Source organism: Massilia sp. X63, assembly GCF_041023745.1.
GTDB lineage: Bacteria > Pseudomonadota > Gammaproteobacteria > Burkholderiales > Burkholderiaceae_D > Telluria.
The window spans coordinates 14,538-38,459 of sequence record NZ_JBFTEF010000001.1 but is presented as its reverse complement, the minus strand read 5'-3'; the positions used below and the strand labels follow the sequence as shown (position 1 = coordinate 38,459).

Here is a 23,922-nt window from a genome sequence, read left to right as displayed (position 1 = left end):
ATCCGGAGCCTCCCATGAAAATTTCCCTCGGTCCCATCCAGTACTACTGGCCGCGCGACACCGTGCTCGCGTTCTACGACACCATGGCGGCAGCGCCGGTCGACATCGTCTATCTCGGCGAAACCGTCTGCTCGCGCCGCCACGAACTGCGCCTGGCCGACTGGCTGGCGCTGGCCGCCATGCTGGAAGCGGCAGGCAAGCAGGTGGTGCTGTCGACCCAGGTGCTGATCGAGTCGAGCCCCGACCTCGGCACCCTGCGCCGGATCGTCGCCAACGGCCGCCACCTGGTCGAGGCCAACGACTTCGGCGCGGTCCATTGCATGGACGGCCTGCCCTTCGTGGCCGGGCCCCACCTGAATCTCTACAGCGCGCAGTCGCTGGCGATCCTGGCCAATGCCGGCGCCACCCGCTGGGTCATGCCGCTGGAGATGTCGCGCGGCGGGCTGGCGGCCCTGCTCGACGAGAAACCGCCGGCATTGCAGACCGAAGTATTCGCCTACGGCCGCCTGCCGCTGGCATTCTCGGCGCGCTGCTTCACCGCGCGCCACCGCAATCTCCCCAAGGACGACTGCCGCTTCAGCTGCATCGACCATCCCGACGGCCTGCTCATGGAAACCCGCGAGAAGCAGCCCTTCCTGGTCCTGAACGGCATCCAGACCCAATCGGCCCTGGTCTACAACCTGGTCGACCAGTTCGACGCCATGCGCGCCATGGGCGTGGACGTGGTGCGCCTCAGTCCCCAGGCGGCGCACATGCGCGCCATCGTCGACCTGGCGCACGCCGCACTGCACGGCCGCCTGGACGGCGCCGAGGCGGCCCGGCAGATGGCGCCGCTGATGCCGGCGGCGGCCTGCGACGGCTACTGGCACGGCCGGCCCGGACTGGACAAACAGGCCGCATGAACGCGGCCGCCATCACGAGGACAATCATGTACCATTCACCACAACACCTGCCGGCGCCCGTGGGGCGCCTGCTGTCGCTGCTGCCCGCGTATCCGGGTTCCTGCCTGTTCGCGGCGGCGCTCAACCGGCTCCTGGTCCGGCACTTGCCGGACGACGTGCGCGCCGGCCTGGCCGGCAAGCGCCTGCGCCTGCGCGCGCTGGATGCGGGCATCGCCTTCGACTTCGTCTGGGGCGGCCGCGCCTTCGCCGCCGCCAGGCGCTCCGGCGACGCCGACCTGAGCATCAGCGCCAGCCTGCGCGACTTCGCCCTGCTGGCAGCGCGCAAGGAAGATCCGGATACGCTGTTCTTCAGCCGCCGGCTGGTCATGGAAGGCGACACGGAACTGGGCCTGCTGGTCAAGAACACCCTGGACGCGATCGAGCAGCCGCTGTTCTCGCTGGACGGCCTGTTGCCGCGCCGCCCGGGTGCGCGCCGCGCCGCGCGGCAGGGAGCGTCCCATGGCTAAGGACCGCGCAAGCCTTCCGCTGGTGTACTCGTGCTCGGGCTGCTCGAGCGCGGCACAGATGGCCAACCACGTCGCCCTGGCGCTGGACCGCCTCGGCGTGGCCGAGATGTCCTGCATCGCCGGGGTCGGCGGCGACGTGCCCTCCCTGGTCAAGCTGGCCAAGTCCGGCCGGCCGGTGGCGGTGATCGACGGCTGCCCGCTGGTCTGCGCCCGGAGCTGCCTGGCGCGCCACGGCGTCGAGCCCGACATGCACTGGCAACTCGGCGAGCACGGCGTGAAGAAGCGCTACCACGCCGGTTTCGACCCCGAGCAGGCCGAAGCGATGGTGGCGCGCGTGGCCGCGCAAGCCGGGTTGCTGCAGCGCGTGCCGGAAGCGGCTGCGCCGGATGCGCCGGTGCCCAGCGCTTCGGCCCTTTCTTGAACCAGTTTAAGGCGGTATCCCGGCTTTGCGCGGATAGTGGATGGCGTTGCAAATCAACCAAGCGGATCCCCTCCGGATCCCACTATCGCGAGAACCATGAACGCTAATGACCAGATGTTCGCAGCGACCATGCCCCCCCAGGAGGTGTCGGTCGACGTGCTGCGCGAGAAGTACGCCAAAGGAAGCGAGACCAGTATCGACGAGGTGCGCGCGCGCGTTGCGCGCGCCCTGGCAGGCCACGAGGCCGAGGCCTTGCGCGAGAAGATGGAACAGCGCTTCCTGTGGGCCCAGGAACAGGGCTTCGTCCCGGCCGGCCGCATCAACTCGGCCGCCGGCCTGGGCATCAAGGCGACCCTGATGAACTGCTTCGTGCAGCCGGTGGGCGACTCGATCACCGGCAGCCATGACGGCCTGCCCGGCATTTACACGGCGGTGGCGGAAGCGGCCGAAACCATGCGGCGCGGCGGCGGCGTCGGCTACGACTTCAGCCCGATCCGCCCGGCAGGCAGTGTGGTGCGCGGCACCCGGTCGCGGGCTTCCGGGCCGGTCTCGTACATGGAAGTGTTCGACGCCTCCTGCCGCACGGTCGAGTCGGCCGGCGCGCGGCGCGGCGCCCAGATGGGGGTGCTGCGCGTCGACCACCCCGATATCGAGCGCTTCATCGCCGCCAAGGATGGCGGCGCCTTCAGCAACTTCAACCTGTCGGTCGGCGTGAGCGACGAATTCATGGCGGCGGTGCTGGCCGACGCCGAGTTCGAATTGCGGCACCAGGCCGAACCGGGACCGGACGCCGTGGCCGGCGGCGCCTGCCTGCGCGACGACGGCCTGTGGGCCTACCGGCGGGTGCGTGCCCGCGCGCTGTGGGACCAGGTCATGCGCTCGACCTACGATCATGCCGAGCCCGGGGTGCTGTTCATCGACCGCATGAACGCGGAAAACAACCTGTACTACCTCGAACGGCTGGCCGCCACCAATCCCTGCGGCGAGCAGCCCTTGCCGCCCTACGGATGCTGCGACCTCGGTTCGCTGAACCTGACCCGGTATGTGCGCCACCCGTTCAGCGCCGAGGCGCGCTTCGACTTCGACACCATGCGCGAGGTCGCCGCGATCGGCGTGCGCATGCTCGACCTGGCGCTCGACGCGACCCAGTGGCCGCTGCCGCAGCAGGCCGCCGAAGGCCGCGACAAGCGCCGCGTGGGCCTGGGCTTCATGGGCCTGGGCAGCGCGCTGGTCATGCTCGGGATACGCTATGACAGCGAGGAAGGACGCGCCATGGCCACCCGCATCGCCTGCGAACTGCGCGACGCCGCCTATGCCGCGTCGATCGCGCTGGCGCGCGAGAAGGGACCGTTCCCGCTGTTCGATGCGCAGCGCTACCTGGACGGACAGTTCGTGCAGCGCCTGCCCGAAGCCCTGCGCGACGAAATCGCCCTGCATGGCATCCGCAACTCGCACCTGCTGTCGATCGCGCCGACCGGAACGATCACGCTGGCCTTCGCCGACAATGCCTCGAACGGCATCGAGCCGGCGTTCTCGTGGGTGTACCACCGCAAGAAGCGCATGCCGGACGACAGCACCCGCAGCTACGAGGTCGCGGATCACGCCTGGCGCCTTTACCGGCACCTGGGCCACGCGGTCGGCGACGGCTCCCTGCCGCCACAGTTCGTGACCGCCCTGGAGATGTCCGCGCACGACCACCTGCGCATGATGGAGGCGGTGCAACCGTATATCGACACCGCGATCTCCAAGACCGTCAACGTGCCGGCCGACTATCCCTACGACGGGTTCAAGGACCTGTACACCGAAGCCTGGCGGGCCGGGCTCAAGGGCCTGGCCACCTACCGGCCGAACAGCGTCACCGGCAGCGTCCTGAGCGTGGCACCGGCGCCGTCCGGGTCCACTCCCGCCCCGGCTGCCCCGGCGCCCTGCTCCGCCGACACCGATCCGCTGCGCCGGCGCTTCGAGAGCCGTCCGATCGGCGAGCTCGAGTCCGTGACGGCCAAGGTCGAGTACAGCACCCAGGAGGGCAAGAAGGCGGTCTACCTCACCATCAGCTTCATCCGGGTCGACGGCATGCTCGATGGACGCGCGGTGAGCATCGAACGCCCCTTCGAGTTCTTCATGCCGGCCAACCAGCGCAGCGACGGCCAGCAATGGATCACCTCGACCATGCGCCTGCTGTCGATGGCCGCGCGCGCCGGCAGCTCGATCGCGAAGGCGCTGGGCGACATGCGCGAGGTGGTCTGGGAAAAGGGGCCGGTGCGCTGCGGCCACCTCACCCGCGAGGACGGCGTCCAGGTGCCGGTCTACCACGACTCGGAAGTGGCCGCGATTGCCTTCATGCTGCAGCGGATCCTGATCGGGCGCGGCTTCCTGGACGCCTACGGCAACCAGGTGCCGGTCATGGAGCTCGACCGCTTGCTAAGGCTGCGCAGCAGCGCGGCCGCAGGCCTGCAGGTGCGGACGGCGCCTGCCGGTGCGGTCGCGGTGGCCGCGCGCCCGGCCGAGAAATGCCCCGAATGCGGCGCGCGCGCCTTGCAGAAGGTCGACGGCTGCGCCCGTTGCAGCGAATGCCATTACATCGGCAGCTGCGGTTGATGACAGGAGCGCAGGAGCGGGAATGCGAAAAAACCTGAACTGCTTCAAGGAAGTCCGCGCATGACGCGGCTACGATGAAGAGACCGATACCGATCCCCAAGGAGCCAAGATGGAACACTCTCTACAACTGAACGCCGTCCTCGATCATGCCGGCATCGACAAGATGCTTGGCGTACTGCGCAGCATGCCGGGCATCCGCGCCGTCGAGCTGGCCGCAGGCAGCAGCCGGGTCGACCTGCAGTACGACGACGGCCTGACCTCGCCGCAGGAAATCGACACCAGCATTTCGCGCTCGGGTTTCCCCCTGCAGCCGCGCGCCGCCCGCTCGGGGGGCTGCTGCGGCTCCTGCGGCGGCGCTTAGCCCGCCGCCAAGCGGGGATTCACAGCACGGTCAGGTAGTGCGCCGGCTGCGGGCGCGGGCGCTCTTCCTTGACCCGCTCGGCGCTGCCGAAGCCGACGAAGCACACGGCCTGCTCGCCCTCTTCCAGTCCCAGCAGGCGGCGCATGCCGGGAGCGGCCAGCGCGGCGCCGCTGGCCAGGCCGCTGGCAATGCCGAGGGCCTGCGCCGCGGTCAGCATGTTCTGCACCGCGCATCCCAGCGCCACCAGGCGTTCCGCCACCGGCACCTCCGCCGGCGCCGGGTCGCCACGCAGCACCGCGACCAGCAGGCAGGGCGCGTGGAAGGCCTTGGCATGGGCCGCCTTGCGCGCGGCTTCGTCGGCGGCCGGCTCGCGCTGCACGAGCGCGTCCACGAAGGCATCGCCCAGTGCGTGGCGCTTATGCGCCGGAATCAGGACCAGGCGCCACGAGCGCTGCTTCGCATGATCGGGCGCATGCCCCGCCGCCTCGCAGATGCGCTGCAGGCTGGCCTCGTCGGGACCGGGCGCCAGCAAGCGGCGCAGCGATGTATTGCGGCGCGCGGCCAGCAGCGACCATAGTTGCTCGGTCTGCGGGAGAAGCGCGGGAAGCGCCGGATGGGTGGAAAATGCCATGGTGACCTCTCGTGCCTGGACTCGGCCTCGGACTCGGCCACAGTGATGCCGGATATTGTCGCATGCCGTGTTTTCGGACGAACTCGACCATTCAGCCGGGCGCCTACGCCGGAATGACTAGGCCGGCGTAAGCCGTCATGCCGACAGCCTTGCGGCGGCGATCTGCCTAGAATGTCGGCAACACCTCCAAGCAACCCATCCGCCCGCATCCAACTATCATGCACATCACACTGCGACTCTTCGCCAGCCTGCGCGAGACCCTCGGGGTCTCCTCCGACAAGCTGACGCTGCCCGACACGACCCGCACTGCCGGGGATGTGGTGCACGCCCTGCGCGCGCGCGGCGGCGCCTGGGCCGAGGCCCTGTCCGACGCCGGCGCTTTCCGGGTCGCGGTCGACCAGACCATGGGCAGCCTCGACAGCCCGGTGCGCGATGGCGCCGAGCTGGCCTTGTTCCCGCCCGTGACGGGGGGCTAGCATGCGCGTACGCGTCCAGCAAGAGGACTTCGAGCTCTCCACCGAGATCGCCGCCCTGCGCGCCGGCCGCGGCGACATCGGCGCCGTGGTGGCCTTCGTCGGCACGGTGCGCGAGATGAACGGCGCCGGCGCCGTCTCGCAGATGGAACTCGAACACTATCCGGGCATGACGGAGACGGCACTGGAAGCCATTGCCCGCGAAGCCGGCAGGCGTTGGCCGGTCTCCGACATCCTGATCGTCCACCGGATCGGCGCCTTGCGCGGCTGCGACCAGATCGTGCTGGCGGCAGTGGCAGGCCGCCACCGCCGCGAGGCATTTGCCGCCTGCGAGTTCGTGATGGACTACCTCAAGACCCGGGCCCCGTTCTGGAAAAAGGAAATGACGGCGCATGGCGCGCACTGGGTGGCGGCACGGGCCTCCGACGAAGCCGGCCTGGCCAAGTGGCAGGCAGCCGCCCAGGCTTGACCTGACTTTCCGTCTCCTGAGTTCGATGAAGCGTTTTCTTGCATCCCTGCTCGTGACACTGGCGTCAAGCGGCGCCGCCTGCTCCACCCATGCCGCCGAGGTGCACGTGGCGGTGGCCTCGAATTTCGCCGCGCCCATGCAGAAGATCGCCATGGCCTTCGAGAAGAAGAGTGGTCACAAGACCATCCTTGCCTTCGGCGCGACCGGCAAATTCTATGCACAGGTGAAGCATGGCGCGCCGTACGAGCTGCTGCTGTCGGCCGACGCGGCGACGCCCGCCAGGCTGGTCGCGGAAGGCCTGGCGCTGCCCGGCAGCGCCTTCAGCTACGCCACCGGCCGGCTGGTGCTGTGGTCGGCGCAGGCCGCGTTGGTCGATGCCAGGGGAGCGGTGCTCGGCAATGGCGGCTACGCCCACCTGGCCGTTGCCAACCCCAGGACCGCGCCCTACGGCGCAGCCGCCCTCGAGGTGCTCAAGAAACTCCGCCTGCTCGATGGCGTGAAAAACAGGCTAGTCCAGGGCGAGAACATCGCCCAGACCTATCAGTTCGTGAAGACCGGCAACGCCGCCCTCGGCTTCGTGGCCATGTCCGAGGTGTACCGCGGCGGCGCATTGATCGGCGGATCGGCGTGGGTGGTGCCGTCCAGCCTGCATGCGCCGATCCGCCAGGACGCGGTGGTGCTTGCCAAGGGCGCCGCCAACCCGGCAGCCCGGGAGCTGGCGGCCTACCTGCGCTCCGACGAGGCGCGCCGCATCATCCGCTTCTACGGCTACGAGTAAGCGCGCATGGACGACATCGATCCGTTTGCCGGCGATTTCGCCGCGGTCTGGCTGACCGTGAAACTGGCGACGCTGGTCACCCTCCTGTTGCTGCTGCTTGCCACGCCGCTGGCATGGTGGCTGGCGCGCACCCGCTCGCGCCTGAAACCCGTGGTCGGCGCCCTGGTTGCGCTGCCCATCGTCCTGCCGCCGACCGTGCTCGGCTTCTACCTCCTGCTTGCGCTGGGGCCGGAAGGCCCGCTGGGCCGCCTCGGCGCGGCGCTCGGGATCGGCATCAAGCCGTTTACCTTCGAGGGCCTGGTGCTGGCCTCGGTCCTGTACTCGCTGCCCTTCGCGGTACAACCGCTGCAGAATGCCTTCGACGCGATCGGCAGGCGCCCCCTCGAAGTGGCGGCGACGCTGCGCGCAAGTCCCTGGGACAGTTTCTGGACCGTGGCGGTGCCGCTGGCGCGGCCGGGATTCCTGTCCGCGGCGGTCCTCGGCTTTGCCCATACGGTCGGCGAATTCGGCGTCGTGCTCATGATTGGCGGAAATATCCCGAACGAGACGCGGGTCGTCTCGGTCCAGATCTACGACCATGTGGAAGCGATGGCCTACACGCAAGCCCACTGGCTGGCGGGAGGCATGCTCGTGTTCAGCTTCGTGGTCTTGTTCGCCCTTTACACCTTGTATCCCCAATCGATTCGGAATCCGCGCACATGACAGGTTTACGGCTACAGTTCAATGTGGCGCTGCGCGCCAGCGCAGCGGCCGAACCGGACGGCTTTGCGCTCGACATCGACCTTGCCTTGCCGCAGGCCGGGATCAGCGCCCTGTTCGGGCATTCCGGATCCGGCAAGAGCACCTGCCTGCGCGTGATCGCCGGCCTCGACCGGATCGCCGGCGCGCGCGTGTCCTTCGGCGACGAGGTCTGGCAGGACGACGCGCGCAAGCTGTTCGTCCCGCCCCACCAGCGGGCGCTCGGCTATGTGTTCCAGGAAGCCAGCCTGTTCGATCACCTGACGGTGCGCGGCAACCTCGAGTTCGGCTTCAAGCGAGTGCCGCAGCACGCGCGCCGCTTCGCGCCGGCGGACATTGCCGAGCTGCTCGGCATCGCGGCGCTGCTGGACCAGCGTCCGGCGCGCCTGTCCGGCGGCGAACGCCAGCGGGTGGCCATTGCCCGCGCCTTGCTGGCCTCGCCACGCATCCTGCTGATGGACGAGCCCCTGGCCGCCCTCGACTTCAGGCGCAAGCGCGAGATCCTGCCCTACCTGGAGCGGCTGCGCGACGAACTGGCCATGCCGATCGTGTACGTGAGCCATGCGCCGGACGAAGTGGCGCGACTGGCCGACCACCTGGTGCTGCTCGACGAAGGAAAAGTACTGGCCAGCGGCCCCCTGGGCGAAACCCTGGCGCGGGTCGACCTGCCGCCGCATGTCGGCCCGGAGATCGGCGCCGTCTTCGACGCCGTGCTGACCCGGCACGAAAGCGGCGAGCTGTCCTCGCTGAGCTTTCCGGGAGGCACGCTTACCGTCGCGCGCCGCGCCGAGGCGCTCGGCAGCCGGCTGCGTTGCCGCATCGATGCGCGCGACATCGGCCTGTCGCTGGCCGATCCGGCGGCCTCCGGCAAGGCCGATGCGCTGCCCGCCGAGGTCACGGCGGTGGCTGCCGCGAACGACGCCATGGATGAGGTGCTGGTGCAGCTGCGGGTCGGGCCGACACCCTTCCTGGCGCGCGTCAAGGCCCGCTTCCTGCAGGAGTGCGGTATCCGGCCGGGCCGGCAGGTCTGGGTGCAGATGCAACACGTGGCATTGCTGGCCTGAGCCAGGGCCTGCGCCGACGGATCAGGAAAGGTCGGCGCTCGAGGGGGTGCCCGCTGCGGCAGCTTTCCTGTCCGCTCCAGCATGGCGCACGCACAGGATTGCCAGCACGAGGCTGACGATCGCGGCTGCCTCGACGAATTTGCCGGGGCCGAGCGGCGACATGCCCAGCGCGGCGGCATGGTAGAGCACATTCAGCAGCGACAACAAGCAGAGCAAGTCGACCAGCACCACGTGCTTCGGCATTCGCGCGCGCTTGAGAACGCTGTACAAGGGCAAGGGCGCGAACAACAGGAAGGCGCAATCGACGGCAGCGAGCACCGCATCGGGCGCCATGAGCATGGCGCCGCGTCCGGCCAGCCAGACGCCGGCAATGAATACCAGCCACATGCCGCGCGCAGGATCCCGTCTCGTCCAATTTTGCGCGGCACGGTAGAGAAAACCGATGAACAGCGCCGCCAGCACGCCGAAGATCGCCTCATGCGCCAACCAGGGCGCATCGATCCGCTGATGCCTCATCCATCCCGGCCCCACGCCCATCCAGGACAGGCCGGCGACAATCGCAAAGCCCGATGCCATCAGGTAGAACGGACGGGCTCCGGCGTCGACAGCGACGAATCCAGTGCTGGTAAAACCGGGAGAAGCGGTCCCGCTGCGTGAGGATGACATGTTTCCGAAAAATATTTGGACTCACACATCGTAGGGCGTGGCGGGTGCCCCGGCAATCTGTCGGAGTGACTATGCCCCCCTCCCGAAAGACCGGCAGCGCCGCCAGGGTGTCTTCGGCGGCACGCGCCACGACATGATTCAACATTTACTGCCTGCCACTTAAATTTGCATCATGTGCCGAACTTGTGCCGGTCTCGCCCGGTCATATGAGTCCGACAATACCCGGCGCTGCGTGTTGGTTTCAACCGACGCCCTACCGTAATTGCTTGACAGCGCATGCGCATCGCCGGATATTGTTGTTTCAAGGAAAGCCCTTGAAATCGTAAGCAATTGTGTGTGCTCTTGAATTACTTGAGCATACATGTAAAATAAACAACATCCGATGCGCCTGCCGGCACGGCTCGCATTGCGGACTGGATTCCTGAGTTGAAGCGTTACCGGCACTGCATGTCGACCACCACTCACCCGGCCATTTCCGGCGCGCGTCCCCTGGACGCCCGCGCCGGATCCTGCACGGGCCTGGCGCCGGCCATGCAGCCTGCCGATCTGCTCCCCTTCTCCTGCCCCGGCCTGCAGCGCACTGTCCGGCTTGCCTAAGCGGCAGGCACGGCGCGTGTTCGGCGCCGCCCGCCTGCCAGCATCCGCTACGAACGAGACACCATCCACAACAAAAGCCGGTCTCCGGTGGAGACGGCAAAAGGAAACCACCATGAATACCGAACATTCGCACCCGAGCATCCATCCGGCCACGGTCGACCGCAGCAACCCGAGCGCGCCGAAGCGCAGCTTTGCCAAGTCCATCGTGGCGAACAGCCGCCGCCTGCGCGCCCGCGTCGGCGTCGCCATCGGCCTGTGCCTCGGCCTGGCGGCGCTCGTCATCGTCCTCGAGTAAGCCTGCGGCGCTTCGCGCCGCCCCATGAAAAAAGGCAGCGGCCGTCCGGCGCGCTGCCTTGTCTTTTGGGCGCCCACCCGGGGCTGCCCTGCGCGCGCCTAGAACTCTTCCCAGCCTTCGGTCGCTTCCGCCCGGGCCTTGGCCGGCTTGCCGGCCGGCTTCGGCGCGACCGGCTTGGCTGCGATGCGCGCCGGCGCCTTGGCCGGACCTGCGGCCGCGGCCGGCGCCTGCCTTGCCGCCTGCCTTGCCGGCTGCGCTGCTGCTGCCGAGCTTGCCTGCGCGTCGAGCTTGAAGGTGCCGACCGCCCGCGCCAGCGCGGCGGCTTCTTCCTGCAGCGACTGCGCCGCCGCCGAGGCCTGCTCGACCAGCGCGGCGTTCTGCTGCGTGACCTGGTCCATCTGCAAGACCGCACTGTTGATCTGCTCGATGCCGGCGGTCTGCTCCTGGCTGGCGGCCGTGATCTCGGCCATGATGTCGGTCACGCGGCCGACGCTCTGGACGATTTCCGCCATCGTCGCGCCGGCCTGGTCGACCAGCTCGGAGCCGTGGTGCACCTTCTGCACCGAGTCGTCGATCAGGGTCTTGATCTCCTTGGCCGCCGCGGCGCTACGCTGCGCCAGGCTGCGCACTTCGCCCGCCACCACCGCGAAACCGCGTCCCTGCTCGCCGGCGCGGGCCGCTTCGACCGCCGCGTTCAGCGCCAGGATATTGGTCTGGAAGGCAATGCCGTCGATCACCGAGATGATGTCGACGATGCGCGTGGCCGAGCCGTTGATCGCGCCCATGGTGCGCACCACCTGTTCCACCACTTCGCCGCCCTTGCCCGCCACCTGCTGGGCCGACGCCGCCAGCGCGTTTGCCTGGCGCGCGTTGTCGGCGTTCTGCTTGACGGTCGAGGTCAGCTCTTCCATCGACGAGGCGGTTTCTTCGAGCGAGCCGGCCTGCTGCTCGGTGCGGCTCGACAGGTCGAGGTTGCCGGCCGCGATCTGGCCCGAGGCGGTAGCGATGGTGTCGGTGCCGCCGCGCACGCGGCTGACGATCTGCACCAGGGCCGCGTTCATGTCTTTCAGCGCCTGCAGCAGGCGGCCGGTCTCGTCCTGCGAATCGACCTCGATCTTCTGGGTCAGGTCGCCCGCCGCCACCGCGCCGGCGATCTGCACGGCGCGCTCGAGCGGGCGAACGATCGCGCGCACCAGCATCCAGCCGACCACGGCCGCCATCAGCAGGCCGAAGGCGAGGCCGGCCAGGCAGACCAGGCGCACGGTTTCGTAGGTCGACTGCGAGTCCTCGTACTCTGCCTTGACGATCGCCTGCTGCAGATCGACCAGCCTGCCGCCGAGCTCGTTTACAGGCTGGAACAAGCGCGGCATCTCGTTCTCGACCAGCTCGTTGGCCAGCGCGTTGTCGCCGGCGCGCACGGCCGCGACCGCGGGCAGCAAGGCCTTGGTCAGGAACAGCTTGCGGGCCTCAACGAACTTGCCCGCAATTTCCGCCTCTTCGGGCGTCTGGCTGGTTGCCGCATAGGATTTCCAGGCAGCATTGACTGCCGCAATATTGGCATCCACCTTGTCCATCAGTGCGCTGCGCTTGCCAGGGTCAGCCACATCGGTCGATGTGGCGACCAGCAACTGGTTTGCGGTGATCAGTTGCAGCACACGCCCGAGTTCGTTGACCGAGACGACCCGATTGTCGTGCAAGTTGCGCAGTTCGGCGTTGGCGGTATTCAGGTTGACCAGGCCAATAACGGCGCCGATCACCAGCTCGGCTGCGAGAAAACTAATGACCAGGATGAGACGGGTCTTGATGGTGAGGTTTTTTAGCATGATGGACGTGGTGGAGAAGACGGTTATTGAATTATAGAAACAAAAATTACCTCGTGTGCATATTGCGCGCTCCACGAGCCTGGATCATGTTGCTTCGTCGCACACTTACCACAGGAATTGCCTAGAACACAGCAATCCCTCGCCTCACCTGGCGCCAATACCTGTCCATGGGTCCGGCATTCATGTCAGTTTGCCTATAGAATGGTGCAAATGATTTCCGCAGCGCATTAGCTGCTTTGAAAGACTCTGATGAACTTCCCCGTCCTGATCAACCTGAGCCTTGCGCTGGTCGTGTGCGTGCTGCTCTATCGCCTGCAGGCGAACCATGTTTCCTTTACCAAGCGCGTGTTCACCGGCCTCGGCCTCGGCGTGCTGCTGGGCGCGGCCCTGCAGGCCGTCTACGGCGCCGCCTCGCCCGACGTGGCCGCCACCAATGCCTGGCTGGACGTGATCGGCAGCGGCTACGTGAAGCTGCTGCAGATGATCATCATTCCCCTGATCATGGTTTCGATCGTGCAGGCCATCCTCAAGCTGCGCAACGCGGCCTCGCTCGGCAGCATCAGCACCTTGACGATCGGCATCCTGCTCGCGACCACCATCGTGGCGGCCGCGATCGGCATCCTGATGGCCAAGCTGTTCGGCCTGAGCGCGGTCGGCCTCACCGCCTCCAGCGCCGAGCTGGCGCGCGGCGAATACCTGCAGGGCAAGCTGGCAGCGGCGCAGGAGATCTCGCTGCCGGGCATGCTGCTCTCCTTTATCCCTGCCAACCCCTTCCTCGACATGACCGGGGCGCGCAACACCTCGACCATCGCGGTGGTGGTGTTCTCGATCTTCATCGGCATCTCGGCCACCGGCATCGCCGGCAAGAAGCCCGAGGTGTTCGAGTCCTTCAGCGGCTTCGTCCACGTCGCCCACGTGATCGTGATGCGCATGGTGACCCTGGTGCTGCGCCTGACGCCCTTCGGCGTGTTCGCCCTGATGACCAAGATGGTGGCCGGGTCGAGCCTGCAGGACATCCTCAGCCTGGCCAGCTTCGTCGCCGCCTCCTACTGCGCGCTGGCGCTGATGTTCCTGGTGCACCTGGTGCTGGTCGCGGGCAGCGGCCTGAACCCGCTGCGCTACGTGGCTAAGATCTTCCCGGTGCTGGCCTTCGCCTTCACCTCGCGCACCAGCGCGGGCTCGATCCCGATGAGCGTCGCGACCCAGACCGCGCGCCTGGGCACGCCCGAAGGCATCGCCAACTTCGCCGCCTCCTTCGGCGCCACCATGGGCCAGAACGGCTGCGCCGGCATCTACCCGGCCATGCTGGCGGTGATGATCGCGCCGACCGTCGGCATCGATCCATTCACGGCCGGCTTCCTGCTGCCGCTGCTGGCGATCATCGCCTTCGGCTCGATCGGCGTAGCCGGCGTCGGCGGCGGCGCCACCTTCGCGGCGCTGATCGTGCTGTCGGCGATGGACCTGCCGGTGGCGCTGGCCGGCCTCCTGATCTCGGTGGAACCCCTGATCGACATGGGCCGCACCGCCCTCAACGTGAGCGGCTCCATCACCGCCGGCACCCTGACCAGCCGCATCCTCGGCCAGACCGACCTGCGCGTGTTTGATAGCGATGCGGACATCAATCTGGATAGCGAGGAGCAGGTCGTCTGACGAGACGACCTGCGCGGTTTGAGGAAACCGCCTGCGTCGTCTGACGAGACGACCTGCTCCGTCCGGCAGGACGAATTGCGCTTTTTAATGCCTGACAAACAGCCCTTGTAAGCGCCTTCCGACGCTACGGCAAGCCGGTGCGGAAGGCCTGCAATCGTGCGCTTTGCGCCCGTAGAATCCGTCTATGATGACGTCATGTCAATATCGAAGACGGGCTGGTAATGGAACAGAAGTGGCCGCAGGAGATCTGGCTGGTCAGGCACGGACAGAGCGCCGGCAACGTCGCGCGCGACCTGGCCGAAGCCGCCGCCGGGCACCGCATCGACATCGCCCACCGCGACGTCGACGTGCTCCTGTCCGAGCTGGGCGAACGCCAGTCGCAGGCGCTCGGCTCCTGGTTCGCATCCCTGCCGCCGGAGCAGCAGCCCACCGTGGTCCTGCACTCGCCCTACGTGCGCGCCATTCAGACCGCCAACATCCTGATGGAGCGCCTCGATCCGGCGCACCGCAGCCGGATGGTGGTCGAGTCCGACGAGCGCCTGCGCGAGAAGGAATTCGGCATCCTCGACCGCCTCACCACCTACGGCATCGCGCACCACCATCCCGAGCTGTACGAACAGCGCCAGCACGTCGGCAAGTTCTACTTCCGCCCGCCCGGCGGCGAGAGCTGGTGCGACGTCATCCTGCGCCTGCGCAGCGTGATCGACACGCTCAACCGCGAGTACTGCCGCGAGCGCGTGCTGATCGTCGCGCACCAGGTCACGGTCAATTGCTTCCGCTACCTGTTCGAGCGCCTCGACGAAAAGACCATCCTCGACTTCGACCGCGCCGGCGACGTGCCGAACTGCTCGGTCACCTCCTACGAATACGATCCCGAGCTCGGCAAGGGCGGCCACCTGGCCCTGCGCCTGGTCAACTTCGTCGCGCCGCTCGAAGCGAGCGGCACGCCCGTCACCGCCAGCAAGGACCTGCCTGCCGCACCGAAGGCATGAGCCCATCCCATGGAATCACGCATCGACATGCCCTCCAGCCCCACCGCCGTGCATGACGTCGACACAGCCCTGCTGCGCAGCTGGCCGGTGCCGATGCCGGCCGTCGAAGGCGACAAGGAAATCCGCGGCCACGTGCTGGTGCTGGGCGGCTCCTGCGAGATGCCTGGCGCCGTCATCCTGGCCGCCACTGCCTGCCTGCGGGCGGGCGCGGGCAAGCTCACCATCGCCACCGGACAGAGCGTGGCCCAGCTGGTGGCGCTGGCCATGCCCGAGGCGCGCGTCATCGGCCTGCTCGAACACCCGAGCGCCGGCTTCAGCCTGGACGCCGTGGCCTGCCTCGATCCGCTCGCCGAGCGCGTCGACGCGGTCCTGATCGGCCCGGGCATGCGGGACGAAGCAGCCACCGCCGCGCTGGTGCACGCACTGCTGCCGCGCTTCGAGGCGGCCGATACCCGCGTGGTGCTGGACGCCTGCGCCATGGGCGCCCTGCTGCACCCGCCTGAGAACTGGCCGCAAGGCATGCCCTGGCGCTTCGAGCGCCCGGTCATCCTCACGCCGCATGCGGGCGAGATGGCGCACCTGACCGGCATCCCCAAGGACGACATCAATGCCGCGCCCGATCCTTGCGCGCTCGACACCGCGCGCAACTGGAATGCGGTGGTGGCGTTAAAAGGCGCGCGCACTGTCATCGCAACGCCCGATGGAACGTTGTACCAGCACGAGGGCGGCAATGTGGGCCTGGCGATCTCCGGATCCGGAGACGTGCTTGCCGGAATCATTGCCGGCCTGGTCGCGCGCGGTGCGCCGCTGGACCAGGCCACCTGCTGGGGCGTGGCGCTGCATGCGCGTGCCGGCGAACGCCTGGCCGAACGGATGGGCACCTTGGGATACCTGGCGCGGGAAATATCACACGAGATACCCGCGCTGTTGGAACAGATCGCGGGCCAGCATGCCGGCGACACGAGCACCCTCCGGCAAACGCCGGTGGCTTGGTGAATGGGCATCCACAACGCCCGATTTCCTGCAATCCGTAGCAATTCCGCAGCGTAGCGCGGAAACATGTACGACAGTGTGCGGTCCAACTGGCTGCCAATGTTTTTTCAGTCGGATTCGTGCACTGACCGGGGCCGCGTATTGCGTCGGTTCCCTGATGGTTCCACTGCTGGGTTCCCGAACCCTCAGAGGACCCAACCTGGCGCCGCAGCCCGTCCAAGGCCTCACCTGGGCACTGCGGCACAAGATAGACGTGAACGAGGAGTTTAAACAATGAAAGCACTGACTCAAGCACCAAAAATCCTGCTGACTGCTGCCGTGTTGGCCTCCCTGCTGGGCGCCTGCCGCAAGAACGAGCCGGCGACCGACACCACGACCACCACCCCGGACACCTCGGCCACCGCGCCGAGCAGCACCTCGGGCGCAACCGGCACCACCGGCGACACCGGCACCGGCGCAACCGGCACCGGCACGACCGGCACCACCGGTGACACCACCGGCACCGGCGCAACCGGCACCGGCACCACCGGCACTACCGGCACCACCGGCGACATGGGCACCGGCACCACCGGCACCACCGGCACCGGGACCACCGGCACCACCGGCACGACCGGCACGACCGGTACCACCGGCACCGGCACTTCGGGTACCTCGGGCACCACCGGCACCACCCCGCCGAGCAGCGGCGGCTGATTCAACACCTGCCGAACAAGGAATGGCGCCTGCAGTGCGGGCGCCGCTCCTTCCGGGCCAGGCGCAAGCCTGGCCTTTTGCTGTCGTCTCCACAGCGGCGATGGACCAGCCCGGCCGGGCTGGCTGGGCCGTTTCGTAAAAATACGGGGGGGGTCAGGTCTGACATTTAGACACGAGCTGAGCAATACGACAGCGTAATGGTCGAGTTCGTGTCCGAATGTCAGACCTGACCCCTGCTCTTTTCGCGTCTCGCCTCCCTGCTCTTTCCTGCCAGAGACCCAAAAAAAGCCAGCCCGAAGGCTGGCTCTTGCGCTGCGCACTGCGGGCGCGCTGTTGCCGGCGGATGCCGGCCAGGCTCAGGCCGGTTGCGGCGTGCCGCGGCCGCGGCCGCTTACCAGGCGGCCGATGCGCAGGATGACGCGGAACACCAGGCGCACGAAGACCAAGGTCAGGATCGCCTCCACCAAGGTCACCAGGAAGGCCAGGGCCGCGTTGTAGCGCTGGGCGCGGCGGCCGAACTTGGCGAACATGCGGTCGCGGGCGATCTCGATGCTGTCGTAGAAGGTCGGCACGACCAGCAGGGTCAGCAGCGTCGAGGTGATCACGCCGCCGATGATCGCGATGGCCAGCGGCTGGTAGAACTGGCCGGCGTCGCCGAAGGCCATCGCCACCGGGAACATACCTGCGATCAGGGCGAAGGTGGTCATCAGGATCGGACGCAGGCGCTTGCGGCCGGCCTGCATCAGCGCCTCTTCGCGGTCCATGCCTTCCTTCTCCAGGGCGCGGGCGGCGTCGATCAGCAGGATCGCATTCTTCGCCACCAGGCCCATCAGCATCAGCACGCCGATCATGCTCATCAGGTTGAGCGTGTTCTTGGTCAGGATCAGGGCCAGCACCACGCCGATCAGGGACAGCGGCAGCGACAGCATCACGCCCAGCGGCGCCGTGAAGGAACCGAACTGCATCACCAGGATCAGGTACATCAGCAAAATACCCGAGAACAGCGCGATGAGCATCTGGCCGAACAGTTCCTGCTGGTCCTGGCCCTGGCCGCCCAGCGACAGGCCGTAACCCGGCGGGAAGTCGAAGCTCTTGGCCAGCTTCATGGCGTCGGCGGTCACTTCGCCGGCCGAACGGCCCTGGGCGTTGGCCGACACGGTGATCAGGCGTTCGCCGTCCTTGTGGCGGATGCCGGCCGGGCCCTTGCCCATGGTAATGGTGGCGATCTGCTCGAGCGGCACCATCATGCCGGTGCCGGCCACCGCGATCGGCAGGCGCTCGATGCTGTCGGTATTGACGCGGTCGTCCGGATGCAGGCGCACGGCGACGTCGCGGGTCTCGCTGGTCGGGTCGACCCAGTCGCCCACCTCGATGCCGGCGAAGGCCACGCGCAGGGCCTGGGCGGCGTCATTGACCGAGATGCCCATGGCGTTGGCCAGGCCGCGGTCGAGCACGATCTGCAGCTCGTTCTTCGGATCCTGCTCCGACAGGGTCACGTCGACCGCGCCCGGCACCTGGCGCAGCTTCTCCATGTAGGCCGAGGTCAGTTCCATCAGCTTGCGCGAATCCGGACCGGTGAATTCGATCTGGACCGGCTTGCCGCCGCCGCCCAGGTCGTCGATGACGGTGTACTCGGCGCCCACCAGCGGAGCGATCTTGGCGCGCAGTTCGGTGCCGATCTCGGTGCCGCTGCGCTTGCGCTTGCTGCGCTTGCCGATATCGACATAGACGCGGCCGCCGCTCAGGTCGACGTAGCTGTTGGTATCCTCGGTTTCCGGGATCGAACGGGCGATCTCGGCGGCCGCTTCGACCTTGCGGCGCGAATATTCGAGGCTCGACGAGGCCGGGGTGCGGATCTCGACCATGATAGTGCCGAAGTCCGATTTCGGCATGAAGCTCGAGCCGCCGAAGAAATGATGCAGGGTGATGGCGCCGATGAAGCTGGCGACGGCGATCGCACCCATCCACTTGCGATGGTGCAGCGCCCAGGCGATCACGCGGCCATAACGGTCGGCCTGGTGGTCGAACCAGGTGTTGAAGCGTTGCAGCACACGGCTCAGGCCCTTCTTCGGCGCATGCGCGTGGTCAGGCGGGTCGCCCCAGTAGGCCGACAGCATCGGGTCGAGCGTGAACGAGATCAGCAGCGACACGATCACCGAGCAGGTCACGGTCAGGGCGAAGGGGCGGAACCATTCGCCCGAAATGCCCGGCATGAAGGCCACCGGCACGAACACGGCCATGATCGAGAAGGTGGTCGCGGCCACGGCCAGGCCGATCTCGGCCGTGCCTTCGAGCGCGGCGGTACGGCGGTCCGAGCCCATTTCCATGTGACGCACGATGTTTTCGCGCACCACGATCGCATCGTCGATCAGCACGCCGATCGCCAGCGACAGGCCCAGCAGGGTCATGAAGTTCAGCGTGAAGCCGCACAGCCAGACCGCGATGAAGGCGGCCAGCACCGAGGTCGGCAGCGCCAACGCGGTGATCAGGGTCGAACGCCAGGAATTCAGGAAGGCGTAGACCACGAAGATGGTCAGGATCGCGCCCAACACCAGGGCTTCGATTACGTTGTTCAGGCTGCTCTGGGCGTCTTCGCCGCCGTCCTGCACGACTTCGACCTTGGTGCCTTGCGGCAGTTCCTTGCTGACTTCCTTGACGACCTCGTGCACCTTCTTGGCCAGCGAGACGGTCGAGGCGTCGGGCGAGCGGGCGATCTGCAGGCCGACGTTCGGCTTGCCGCTGCGGACCGACAGGCTGTTGATGTCGGCAAAGCCATCCTTGATCTCGGCCACCTGGTTCAGGCGCACGATCTGGTCGCCGTTGCGCTTGACCACGATCTGCGAGAAGTCTTCCGGACGCTCGATGCGGCCGACCAGGCGGATGCCCTTCTCGTCCAGCTCGCTACGCAGCTTGCCCACCGGGGCGTTGGTGTTCTGGGTGCGCAGGGCGTTGGTGACTTCCGACACCGAAACATTGTATTCACGCAGTTTCTCGGCGCGCAGCAGGACCGACAGCTCGCGGCGCAGGGCGCCGTTCACGTTCACGGTCGAGACGCCCGGGATGGCGCGGAACTTGTCTGCCAGCACGTCCTCGGCGTAACGCGAGATGTCGGCGTGCGACTGCGAGCTGGAGGACAGCGAGAGCTGCATCACCGGCTGGGCGTTGATGTCCCAGCGGCGCAGCACCGGCTCGCGCATCTCGACCGGCAGCTTGTAGCGCACCGCGGCGATCGCGTTGCGCACATCGTCCGAGGCTTCGATGACGTTGCGGCCGAAATTGAAGTCCATGAAGATCGACACGCCGCCTTCGTACGAGTTGGAGGTGATCTCGTTCACGCCCTGGATCGCCAGCAGCTGCTTTTCCAGGCGGTTGGTGATCTCGCGCTCGACGGTCTCGGGCGAGGCGCCCGGATACGGGATGTTGACCGACAAGGCCGGACGTTCGACGTCCGGGTTCTGGTTGACCTTGAGCTTGGACAGGGCGAGCAGGCCGATCAACATCATCGCCACGATCATGACGACGGTCGCGACCGGCCGCTTGACACTAAAATTAGAGAGGAACATTTGTTATTTTCCTTGTTTCCCTGATTGCCTTACTTGCCCTGCAGCGGCGCTGGGCCGGCTGCGCTGGCCACCAGTGCGCTCGGCATCTCGACCTTCTGGCCTTCCTTCAGGTTCGAGGTCGGGGAGCGCAGCACGATGTCGCCGGCCGCCAGGCCCTGCTTGATCTCGACGTTGCCGGTGCGCGGATCGCGCGCGCCGACCACCAGCGGCACCTTGTTAAGGGTCTTGTCCTTGATGCGCCAGGTATAGGCGCTGTCGCCGGCCTTGACCAGGGCGGCTTCCGGCAGCATCAGGGCGCTCGTGCTCTTGGCGTCGATGCGGCCTTCGGCATACAGGCCGGCCACCTTCGGCTGGGCCTTGTCGGCGAACTCGATCACCACCTCGACCTGGCGGGTGATGGCGTTGGCGGCCGGGTCGATGCGCTTGACGATGCCGGCGAACTGCTGCTCGCCGTAGCCGTTGACGCGGAAATTGACCTTCTGGCCGAGCTTCACGTTGGCGATCTCGTCGGCCGAGACACGGGCCTGGAAGCGCATGCTGTTCGGGTCGATGACCTTGACCAGTTCCTTGCCGATGGTCGCGGTGTCGCCGGCCGAGACCTTGCGCTCGGAGACGATGCCGTCGAACGGGGCACGGACCACGGTGCGCGACAGCTGCTGGCGCGCGGTGGCGGAGCGCGAACGGGCGGCCGACAGCTCGCTCTGGGCGCTGTTGCGGCGCACTTCGGCTTCGTCCAGGCCCACGGCCGACGTCATGCCGGACGCGCGCAGGGTCTTCATGCGCTCGAGCTGGCGGTTGGCCTGGTCCAGGGCCTGGCTGGCGGCGCGCACGGCTTCGTCGCTGGAGGCGACGGTGTCGCGGATCGCGGTTTCATCCAGGCGCACCAGCACATCGCCGCGCTTGACCGGCTCGCCGTTCTCTTTCAGGACCTGCAGGACCACGGCCGAGACTTCGGCGCGCAGGTCGGCCTTGCGCTCCGGCTGGATCGAGCCGGTGACCACCGGGCCGCTGCTCAGGGTATCGCTCTGGATGGTCAGCACGTCTTCCGATGCCACCTTCAGCTGCGCCGGACGCTTGTCCTGGGGACCGCCCTTGGCGCCGGCCTGGGCTGTTTCCTGACCCGGTTTGGCGGGTTCCTTGGACTCCTTGCTGCAGGCGACGAGCGCCGAGGCGATAGCAAGGACGAGTAGTGATTTGCGCAGCATTGTGGTTCTCCAGAGAATGGACTCAGTGGTTGTTCTTGTAAATATACGGATATGGACAGCCAGCGCGCAGTATCGGGTAGTGCCCTGCCAACTTCAAGCGAGGACGCTGTGTACTGCGGAAATCGAGGGATGAAATGCGGTATTCGGCGATGAGTTGCATTCCAGGCGGACTGAAATGTGCCCGATTCCGGACAGACGGTGGACAGGCGGACGTCCGGCAGCGCCGCCTGCGCACCGTGCAGGGTGTTTACACGCCGGCCCCGAACACGGCGTGGATCAGGAAGCCCATGCCGATGCCGGTGAGGATGCCGCCGCCGATCTCCACCAGGGTGTGGCCCATGCGCTCGCGCAGCACCACGTGGCCCACGGTCTCGGTGGCCAGCCGGTTGATCGCCGCCGCCTGGCGCCCCACGTGCTGGCGCAGGCTGTTGGCGTCGATCATGACGATGAAGGCCAGGGTCACCGCCACCCCGAAGGCCGGGTGCCCGATGCCCTCGCGCAGGGCGATCAGGGTGGCCATGCTGGTGACTACCGAACTGTGGTTGCTGGGGAAGCCGCCGTTGCCGACCAGGTTGAACGCCCAACGGCGCTGGCGCACACTGGTAATCAAGAACTTGATCGGACCGACGACCATCCAGGTCAGTACGGGTGTTACGAGGTATGCGAGATCCATGTCGAAAATCCAGGTGCGAACGTCATTCAATCAAACCGCGCAGCGCGGCGCGGGCAGGCGCCAGGCCGGTGGGTGAGGCCATGCAGCGCGGAATTATCTCAGAAGCAAGCTATCATCGATACAAATACCGATAGGGATCAGAAACATCCGTAGCGCCGTTGCAGCACCCGGGACGGTAAAATTCTTCTCACTTAACAATACAAACAACACAGCAAGGGGGCGGTATGCGGCATTTCCGGTTGTCGATTGGGGTCACGGTCATCCTGATGGCCCTGGCGGGTTGGTGGGGCTACGAGCACCGCGGATTCCCGGGACTGTGGCAGGCGCTCTGGATCACGGCCGTGCTCGGCGTACTGGAAGTCTCGCTGTCCTTCGACAACGCGGTCGTCAACGCCTCGGTCCTGCGCGGCTGGAACGAGTTCTGGCGCAAGCTCTTCCTCACGGTCGGCATCCTGGTGGCGGTGTTCGGCATGCGCCTGCTGTTCCCGCTCGTCATCGTGTCGGCGGCGACCGGCCTCGGCCTGGTCGAGGTCTGGCACATGGCGATCGACAATCCGAACGAATACTCGCGCCACCTCACCGAGAAGCACGCCGAGGTGGCGGCCTTCGGCGGCGCCTTCCTGATGCTGGTGTTCCTGAACTTCCTGTTCGACGAAGAAAAAGAACTGCACTGGCTCGGCTGGCTCGAGGAAAAGGTCGGCAAGTACGGCACCGAGGGCCTGGCCGTCCTGCTGACCCTGTCGGCGGTGTTCGGCGCCATGGTCCTGATGCCGGAGCACCGCAAGCTGCCGGTGCTGATTGCAGGCGTCACCGGGGTGCTGATCTATATCGGCGTGCAATGGCTCAGCGGCCTGCTCGAGAGCGAAGAGGAAGACCCGACGGTGGGCAAGATGATCGCCCAGGGCAGCATCGGCGGCTTCCTCTACCTAGAGGTGCTGGACGCCTCGTTCAGCTTCGACGGCGTGATCGGCGCCTTTGCCATCACCAACGACGTCGTCATCATCATGCTGGGCCTGGCGATCGGCGCCATGTTCGTGCGTTCGATGACGGTGTTCCTGGTCTACAAGGGCACGCTGGACGAATTCGTCTACCTGGAGCACGGCGCGCACTACGCGATCGGCATCCTGGCCCTGATCATGTTCGCCAGCGTCCACTACCACATCCCCGAATGGTTCACCGGGCTGTCGGGGCTGGCCTTCATCCTGGTGTCGCTGTGGTCCTCGGTGCGCTACCGGCGGCGCATGGAACACGCCGGGCACGCCGCCGGGGAACGGGTGGGCTGAGCGGGACATTTTGCTAAATTGTCCAGCCGTGGCAGAATGGGCGCGGCTGCCATCCTGCCATCCTGACAACCGACCGAAACAAGACCATGCCGAAACGCGCCACCGCCATCCTCCTGTCCGCCATCGCCGCCATCGTGGTGCTGTTCGCGCTGTACACCTGGTTCACCCTCACCTGGTCGTATTCGGAAGGCGAGCGCGCCGGCTACCTGCAGAAATTCTCCAAGAAGGGCTGGCTGTGCAAGACCTGGGAAGGCGAAATCCTGCTGTCGAGCATGCCGGGCGCGATCCCGGAACGCTTCGCCTTCACCGTGCGCGACGACGCCGTGGTGCGCCAGTTGCAGAATGCGATGGGACAGCGGGTGCAGATCTCCTACCAGCAGCACGTGGGGATTCCGACCTCGTGCTTCGGCGAGACCGAATACTTCGCCACCAAGGCGCATACCGGACCGGTCAACCCGGTGGCGCCGAGCGAGGCGCCTGCGCAGTAATACGCGCCGTGTATTGAATAATGCTTATTGATATGCGAGGCATATCACTAAGCGCATCCG

24 protein-coding genes are annotated in these 23,922 nt (G+C 67.0%); 18 read left to right on the top strand and 6 right to left on the bottom strand.

Translation table 11 applies throughout. The annotated features are described in order from the left end of the window. Positions 1-14 precede the first annotated feature (14 nt). From AB3347_RS00165 to AB3347_RS00145, 5 genes are all read left to right on the top strand, one after another. A complete protein-coding gene (locus AB3347_RS00165; RefSeq protein ID WP_369089752.1) occupies positions 15-902 on the top strand; it encodes a U32 family peptidase in 888 nt (295 codons plus the stop codon). A 26-nt stretch (positions 903-928) separates the two neighbouring features. After that, positions 929-1,408 carry an SCP2 domain-containing protein gene (locus AB3347_RS00160; RefSeq protein ID WP_369089751.1) on the top strand — a complete coding sequence of 160 codons (480 nt, stop codon included), beginning with the start codon at positions 929-931 and terminating at the stop codon, positions 1,406-1,408. Then, on the top strand, positions 1,401-1,829 hold the full coding sequence (locus AB3347_RS00155) for a putative zinc-binding protein (protein WP_369089750.1): 429 nt from the start codon (positions 1,401-1,403) through the stop codon (positions 1,827-1,829). Before AB3347_RS00160 ends, AB3347_RS00155 begins: the two co-directional genes overlap by 8 nt. A 96-nt stretch (positions 1,830-1,925) precedes the next feature. Continuing rightward, positions 1,926-4,427, top strand: coding sequence for an adenosylcobalamin-dependent ribonucleoside-diphosphate reductase (locus tag AB3347_RS00150; RefSeq protein ID WP_369089749.1), 2,502 nt, complete (start codon positions 1,926-1,928; stop codon positions 4,425-4,427). 109 nt (positions 4,428-4,536) lie between these two features. Then, positions 4,537-4,788: a hypothetical protein gene (locus AB3347_RS00145; RefSeq protein WP_369089748.1), complete on the top strand. Its 252-nt coding sequence runs from the start codon at positions 4,537-4,539 to the stop codon at positions 4,786-4,788. 19 nt (positions 4,789-4,807) lie between these two features. Here AB3347_RS00145 and AB3347_RS00140 read toward each other — a convergent pair whose 3' ends face one another. After that, positions 4,808-5,419, bottom strand: coding sequence for a nitroreductase family protein (locus tag AB3347_RS00140; RefSeq protein WP_369089747.1), 612 nt, complete (start codon positions 5,417-5,419; stop codon positions 4,808-4,810). 218 nt (positions 5,420-5,637) lie between these two features. Here AB3347_RS00140 and moaD point away from each other — a divergent pair, with 218 nt between their 5' ends. From moaD to modC, 5 genes are read left to right on the top strand one after another with little or no spacing between them, the layout of a single operon-like run. After that, positions 5,638-5,895, top strand: a complete 258-nt coding sequence (moaD, locus tag AB3347_RS00135) for a molybdopterin converting factor subunit 1 (RefSeq protein WP_369089746.1) — start codon at positions 5,638-5,640, stop codon at positions 5,893-5,895. A 1-nt stretch (position 5,896) separates the two neighbouring features. Next, a complete protein-coding gene (locus tag AB3347_RS00130; RefSeq protein ID WP_369089745.1) occupies positions 5,897-6,361 on the top strand; it encodes a molybdenum cofactor biosynthesis protein MoaE in 465 nt (154 codons plus the stop codon). A gap of 25 nt (positions 6,362-6,386) precedes the next feature. Beyond that, the gene (modA, locus tag AB3347_RS00125; protein ID WP_369089744.1) at positions 6,387-7,139 is read left to right on the top strand and encodes a molybdate ABC transporter substrate-binding protein; all 753 of its coding nucleotides are present in this window, start codon (positions 6,387-6,389) and stop codon (positions 7,137-7,139) included. A 6-nt stretch (positions 7,140-7,145) separates the two neighbouring features. Next, positions 7,146-7,841 (top strand): molybdate ABC transporter permease subunit, encoded by a 696-nt coding sequence (gene modB, locus AB3347_RS00120; RefSeq protein WP_369089743.1) that lies wholly within the window; start codon positions 7,146-7,148, stop codon positions 7,839-7,841. Further along, positions 7,838-8,941, top strand: a complete 1,104-nt coding sequence (gene modC, locus AB3347_RS00115) for a molybdenum ABC transporter ATP-binding protein (protein ID WP_369089742.1) — start codon at positions 7,838-7,840, stop codon at positions 8,939-8,941. Before modB ends, modC begins: the two co-directional genes overlap by 4 nt. 21 nt (positions 8,942-8,962) lie before the next feature. Here modC and AB3347_RS00110 read toward each other — a convergent pair whose 3' ends face one another. Further along, positions 8,963-9,607: an NnrS family protein gene (locus tag AB3347_RS00110; RefSeq protein WP_369089741.1), complete on the bottom strand. Its 645-nt coding sequence runs from the start codon at positions 9,605-9,607 to the stop codon at positions 8,963-8,965. Between the two features lie 447 nt (positions 9,608-10,054). On the opposite strand from AB3347_RS00110, the gene AB3347_RS00105 reads away from it, so the two are divergent. Continuing rightward, positions 10,055-10,204, top strand: a complete 150-nt coding sequence (locus AB3347_RS00105; protein ID WP_369089740.1) for a hypothetical protein — start codon at positions 10,055-10,057, stop codon at positions 10,202-10,204. Positions 10,205-10,316: 112 nt separating this feature from the next. Continuing rightward, the gene (locus AB3347_RS00100; RefSeq protein WP_369089739.1) at positions 10,317-10,499 is read left to right on the top strand and encodes a hypothetical protein; all 183 of its coding nucleotides are present in this window, start codon (positions 10,317-10,319) and stop codon (positions 10,497-10,499) included. Positions 10,500-10,597: 98 nt separating this feature from the next. Here AB3347_RS00100 and AB3347_RS00095 read toward each other — a convergent pair whose 3' ends face one another. Beyond that, positions 10,598-12,322, bottom strand: coding sequence for a methyl-accepting chemotaxis protein (locus AB3347_RS00095; protein WP_369089738.1), 1,725 nt, complete (start codon positions 12,320-12,322; stop codon positions 10,598-10,600). Positions 12,323-12,571: 249 nt separating this feature from the next. On the opposite strand from AB3347_RS00095, the gene AB3347_RS00090 reads away from it, so the two are divergent. From AB3347_RS00090 to AB3347_RS00075, 4 genes are all read left to right on the top strand, one after another. Next, positions 12,572-13,972: an L-cystine transporter gene (locus AB3347_RS00090; RefSeq protein WP_369089737.1), complete on the top strand. Its 1,401-nt coding sequence runs from the start codon at positions 12,572-12,574 to the stop codon at positions 13,970-13,972. A gap of 221 nt (positions 13,973-14,193) precedes the next feature. Continuing rightward, a complete protein-coding gene (locus AB3347_RS00085) occupies positions 14,194-14,964 on the top strand; it encodes a histidine phosphatase family protein (RefSeq protein WP_369089736.1) in 771 nt (256 codons plus the stop codon). Positions 14,965-14,973: 9 nt separating this feature from the next. Then, positions 14,974-15,960 carry an NAD(P)H-hydrate dehydratase gene (locus AB3347_RS00080; RefSeq protein ID WP_369089735.1) on the top strand — a complete coding sequence of 329 codons (987 nt, stop codon included), beginning with the start codon at positions 14,974-14,976 and terminating at the stop codon, positions 15,958-15,960. 270 nt (positions 15,961-16,230) lie between these two features. Beyond that, positions 16,231-16,650, top strand: coding sequence for a hypothetical protein (locus AB3347_RS00075; RefSeq protein ID WP_369089734.1), 420 nt, complete (start codon positions 16,231-16,233; stop codon positions 16,648-16,650). Positions 16,651-17,006: 356 nt separating this feature from the next. On the opposite strand, the gene AB3347_RS00070 is transcribed toward AB3347_RS00075, so the two are convergent. The 3 genes from AB3347_RS00070 to AB3347_RS00060 all read right to left on the bottom strand — a co-directional run bounded on the left by AB3347_RS00070 (position 17,007) and on the right by AB3347_RS00060 (position 22,091). Further along, the gene (locus AB3347_RS00070; RefSeq protein WP_369089733.1) at positions 17,007-20,213 is read right to left on the bottom strand and encodes an efflux RND transporter permease subunit; all 3,207 of its coding nucleotides are present in this window, start codon (positions 20,211-20,213) and stop codon (positions 17,007-17,009) included. A gap of 29 nt (positions 20,214-20,242) precedes the next feature. Continuing rightward, on the bottom strand, positions 20,243-21,418 hold the full coding sequence (locus AB3347_RS00065; protein WP_369089732.1) for an efflux RND transporter periplasmic adaptor subunit: 1,176 nt from the start codon (positions 21,416-21,418) through the stop codon (positions 20,243-20,245). A 247-nt stretch (positions 21,419-21,665) separates the two neighbouring features. Further along, positions 21,666-22,091 (bottom strand): divergent PAP2 family protein, encoded by a 426-nt coding sequence (locus tag AB3347_RS00060; RefSeq protein WP_369089731.1) that lies wholly within the window; start codon positions 22,089-22,091, stop codon positions 21,666-21,668. A 224-nt stretch (positions 22,092-22,315) separates the two neighbouring features. Here AB3347_RS00060 and AB3347_RS00055 point away from each other — a divergent pair, with 224 nt between their 5' ends. Both AB3347_RS00055 and AB3347_RS00050 read left to right on the top strand, forming a co-directional pair. Then, on the top strand, positions 22,316-23,374 hold the full coding sequence (locus AB3347_RS00055) for a DUF475 domain-containing protein (protein ID WP_369089730.1): 1,059 nt from the start codon (positions 22,316-22,318) through the stop codon (positions 23,372-23,374). 86 nt (positions 23,375-23,460) lie between these two features. Further along, on the top strand, positions 23,461-23,862 hold the full coding sequence (locus AB3347_RS00050; protein WP_369089729.1) for a hypothetical protein: 402 nt from the start codon (positions 23,461-23,463) through the stop codon (positions 23,860-23,862). Positions 23,863-23,922 lie beyond the last annotated feature (60 nt).

Bases quoted from the DNA above. Each gene is read 5' to 3' on its own strand.
- AB3347_RS00085 (WP_369089736.1), top strand. From the start codon at position 14,194: ATGGAACAGAAGTGGCCGCAGGAGATCTGGCTGGTCAGGCACGGACAG.
- modC (WP_369089742.1), top strand. From the start codon at position 7,838: ATGACAGGTTTACGGCTACAGTTCAATGTGGCGCTGCGCGCCAGCGCA.
- AB3347_RS00060 (WP_369089731.1), bottom strand. From the start codon at position 22,091: ATGGATCTCGCATACCTCGTAACACCCGTACTGACCTGGATGGTCGTC.
- AB3347_RS00050 (WP_369089729.1), top strand. From the start codon at position 23,461: ATGCCGAAACGCGCCACCGCCATCCTCCTGTCCGCCATCGCCGCCATC.
- modA (WP_369089744.1), top strand. From the start codon at position 6,387: ATGAAGCGTTTTCTTGCATCCCTGCTCGTGACACTGGCGTCAAGCGGC.
- AB3347_RS00100 (WP_369089739.1), top strand. From the start codon at position 10,317: ATGAATACCGAACATTCGCACCCGAGCATCCATCCGGCCACGGTCGAC.
- AB3347_RS00070 (WP_369089733.1), bottom strand. From the start codon at position 20,213: ATGTTCCTCTCTAATTTTAGTGTCAAGCGGCCGGTCGCGACCGTCGTC.
- AB3347_RS00150 (WP_369089749.1), top strand. From the start codon at position 1,926: ATGAACGCTAATGACCAGATGTTCGCAGCGACCATGCCCCCCCAGGAG.
- AB3347_RS00105 (WP_369089740.1), top strand. From the start codon at position 10,055: ATGTCGACCACCACTCACCCGGCCATTTCCGGCGCGCGTCCCCTGGAC.
- AB3347_RS00140 (WP_369089747.1), bottom strand. From the start codon at position 5,419: ATGGCATTTTCCACCCATCCGGCGCTTCCCGCGCTTCTCCCGCAGACC.
- AB3347_RS00110 (WP_369089741.1), bottom strand. From the start codon at position 9,607: ATGTCATCCTCACGCAGCGGGACCGCTTCTCCCGGTTTTACCAGCACT.
- AB3347_RS00095 (WP_369089738.1), bottom strand. From the start codon at position 12,322: ATGCTAAAAAACCTCACCATCAAGACCCGTCTCATCCTGGTCATTAGT.
- AB3347_RS00075 (WP_369089734.1), top strand. From the start codon at position 16,231: ATGAAAGCACTGACTCAAGCACCAAAAATCCTGCTGACTGCTGCCGTG.
- AB3347_RS00055 (WP_369089730.1), top strand. From the start codon at position 22,316: ATGCGGCATTTCCGGTTGTCGATTGGGGTCACGGTCATCCTGATGGCC.
- AB3347_RS00165 (WP_369089752.1), top strand. From the start codon at position 15: ATGAAAATTTCCCTCGGTCCCATCCAGTACTACTGGCCGCGCGACACC.
- AB3347_RS00130 (WP_369089745.1), top strand. From the start codon at position 5,897: ATGCGCGTACGCGTCCAGCAAGAGGACTTCGAGCTCTCCACCGAGATC.
- AB3347_RS00090 (WP_369089737.1), top strand. From the start codon at position 12,572: ATGAACTTCCCCGTCCTGATCAACCTGAGCCTTGCGCTGGTCGTGTGC.
- AB3347_RS00155 (WP_369089750.1), top strand. From the start codon at position 1,401: ATGGCTAAGGACCGCGCAAGCCTTCCGCTGGTGTACTCGTGCTCGGGC.
- AB3347_RS00080 (WP_369089735.1), top strand. From the start codon at position 14,974: ATGGAATCACGCATCGACATGCCCTCCAGCCCCACCGCCGTGCATGAC.
- moaD (WP_369089746.1), top strand. From the start codon at position 5,638: ATGCACATCACACTGCGACTCTTCGCCAGCCTGCGCGAGACCCTCGGG.
- modB (WP_369089743.1), top strand. From the start codon at position 7,146: ATGGACGACATCGATCCGTTTGCCGGCGATTTCGCCGCGGTCTGGCTG.
- AB3347_RS00145 (WP_369089748.1), top strand. From the start codon at position 4,537: ATGGAACACTCTCTACAACTGAACGCCGTCCTCGATCATGCCGGCATC.
- AB3347_RS00065 (WP_369089732.1), bottom strand. From the start codon at position 21,418: ATGCTGCGCAAATCACTACTCGTCCTTGCTATCGCCTCGGCGCTCGTC.
- AB3347_RS00160 (WP_369089751.1), top strand. From the start codon at position 929: ATGTACCATTCACCACAACACCTGCCGGCGCCCGTGGGGCGCCTGCTG.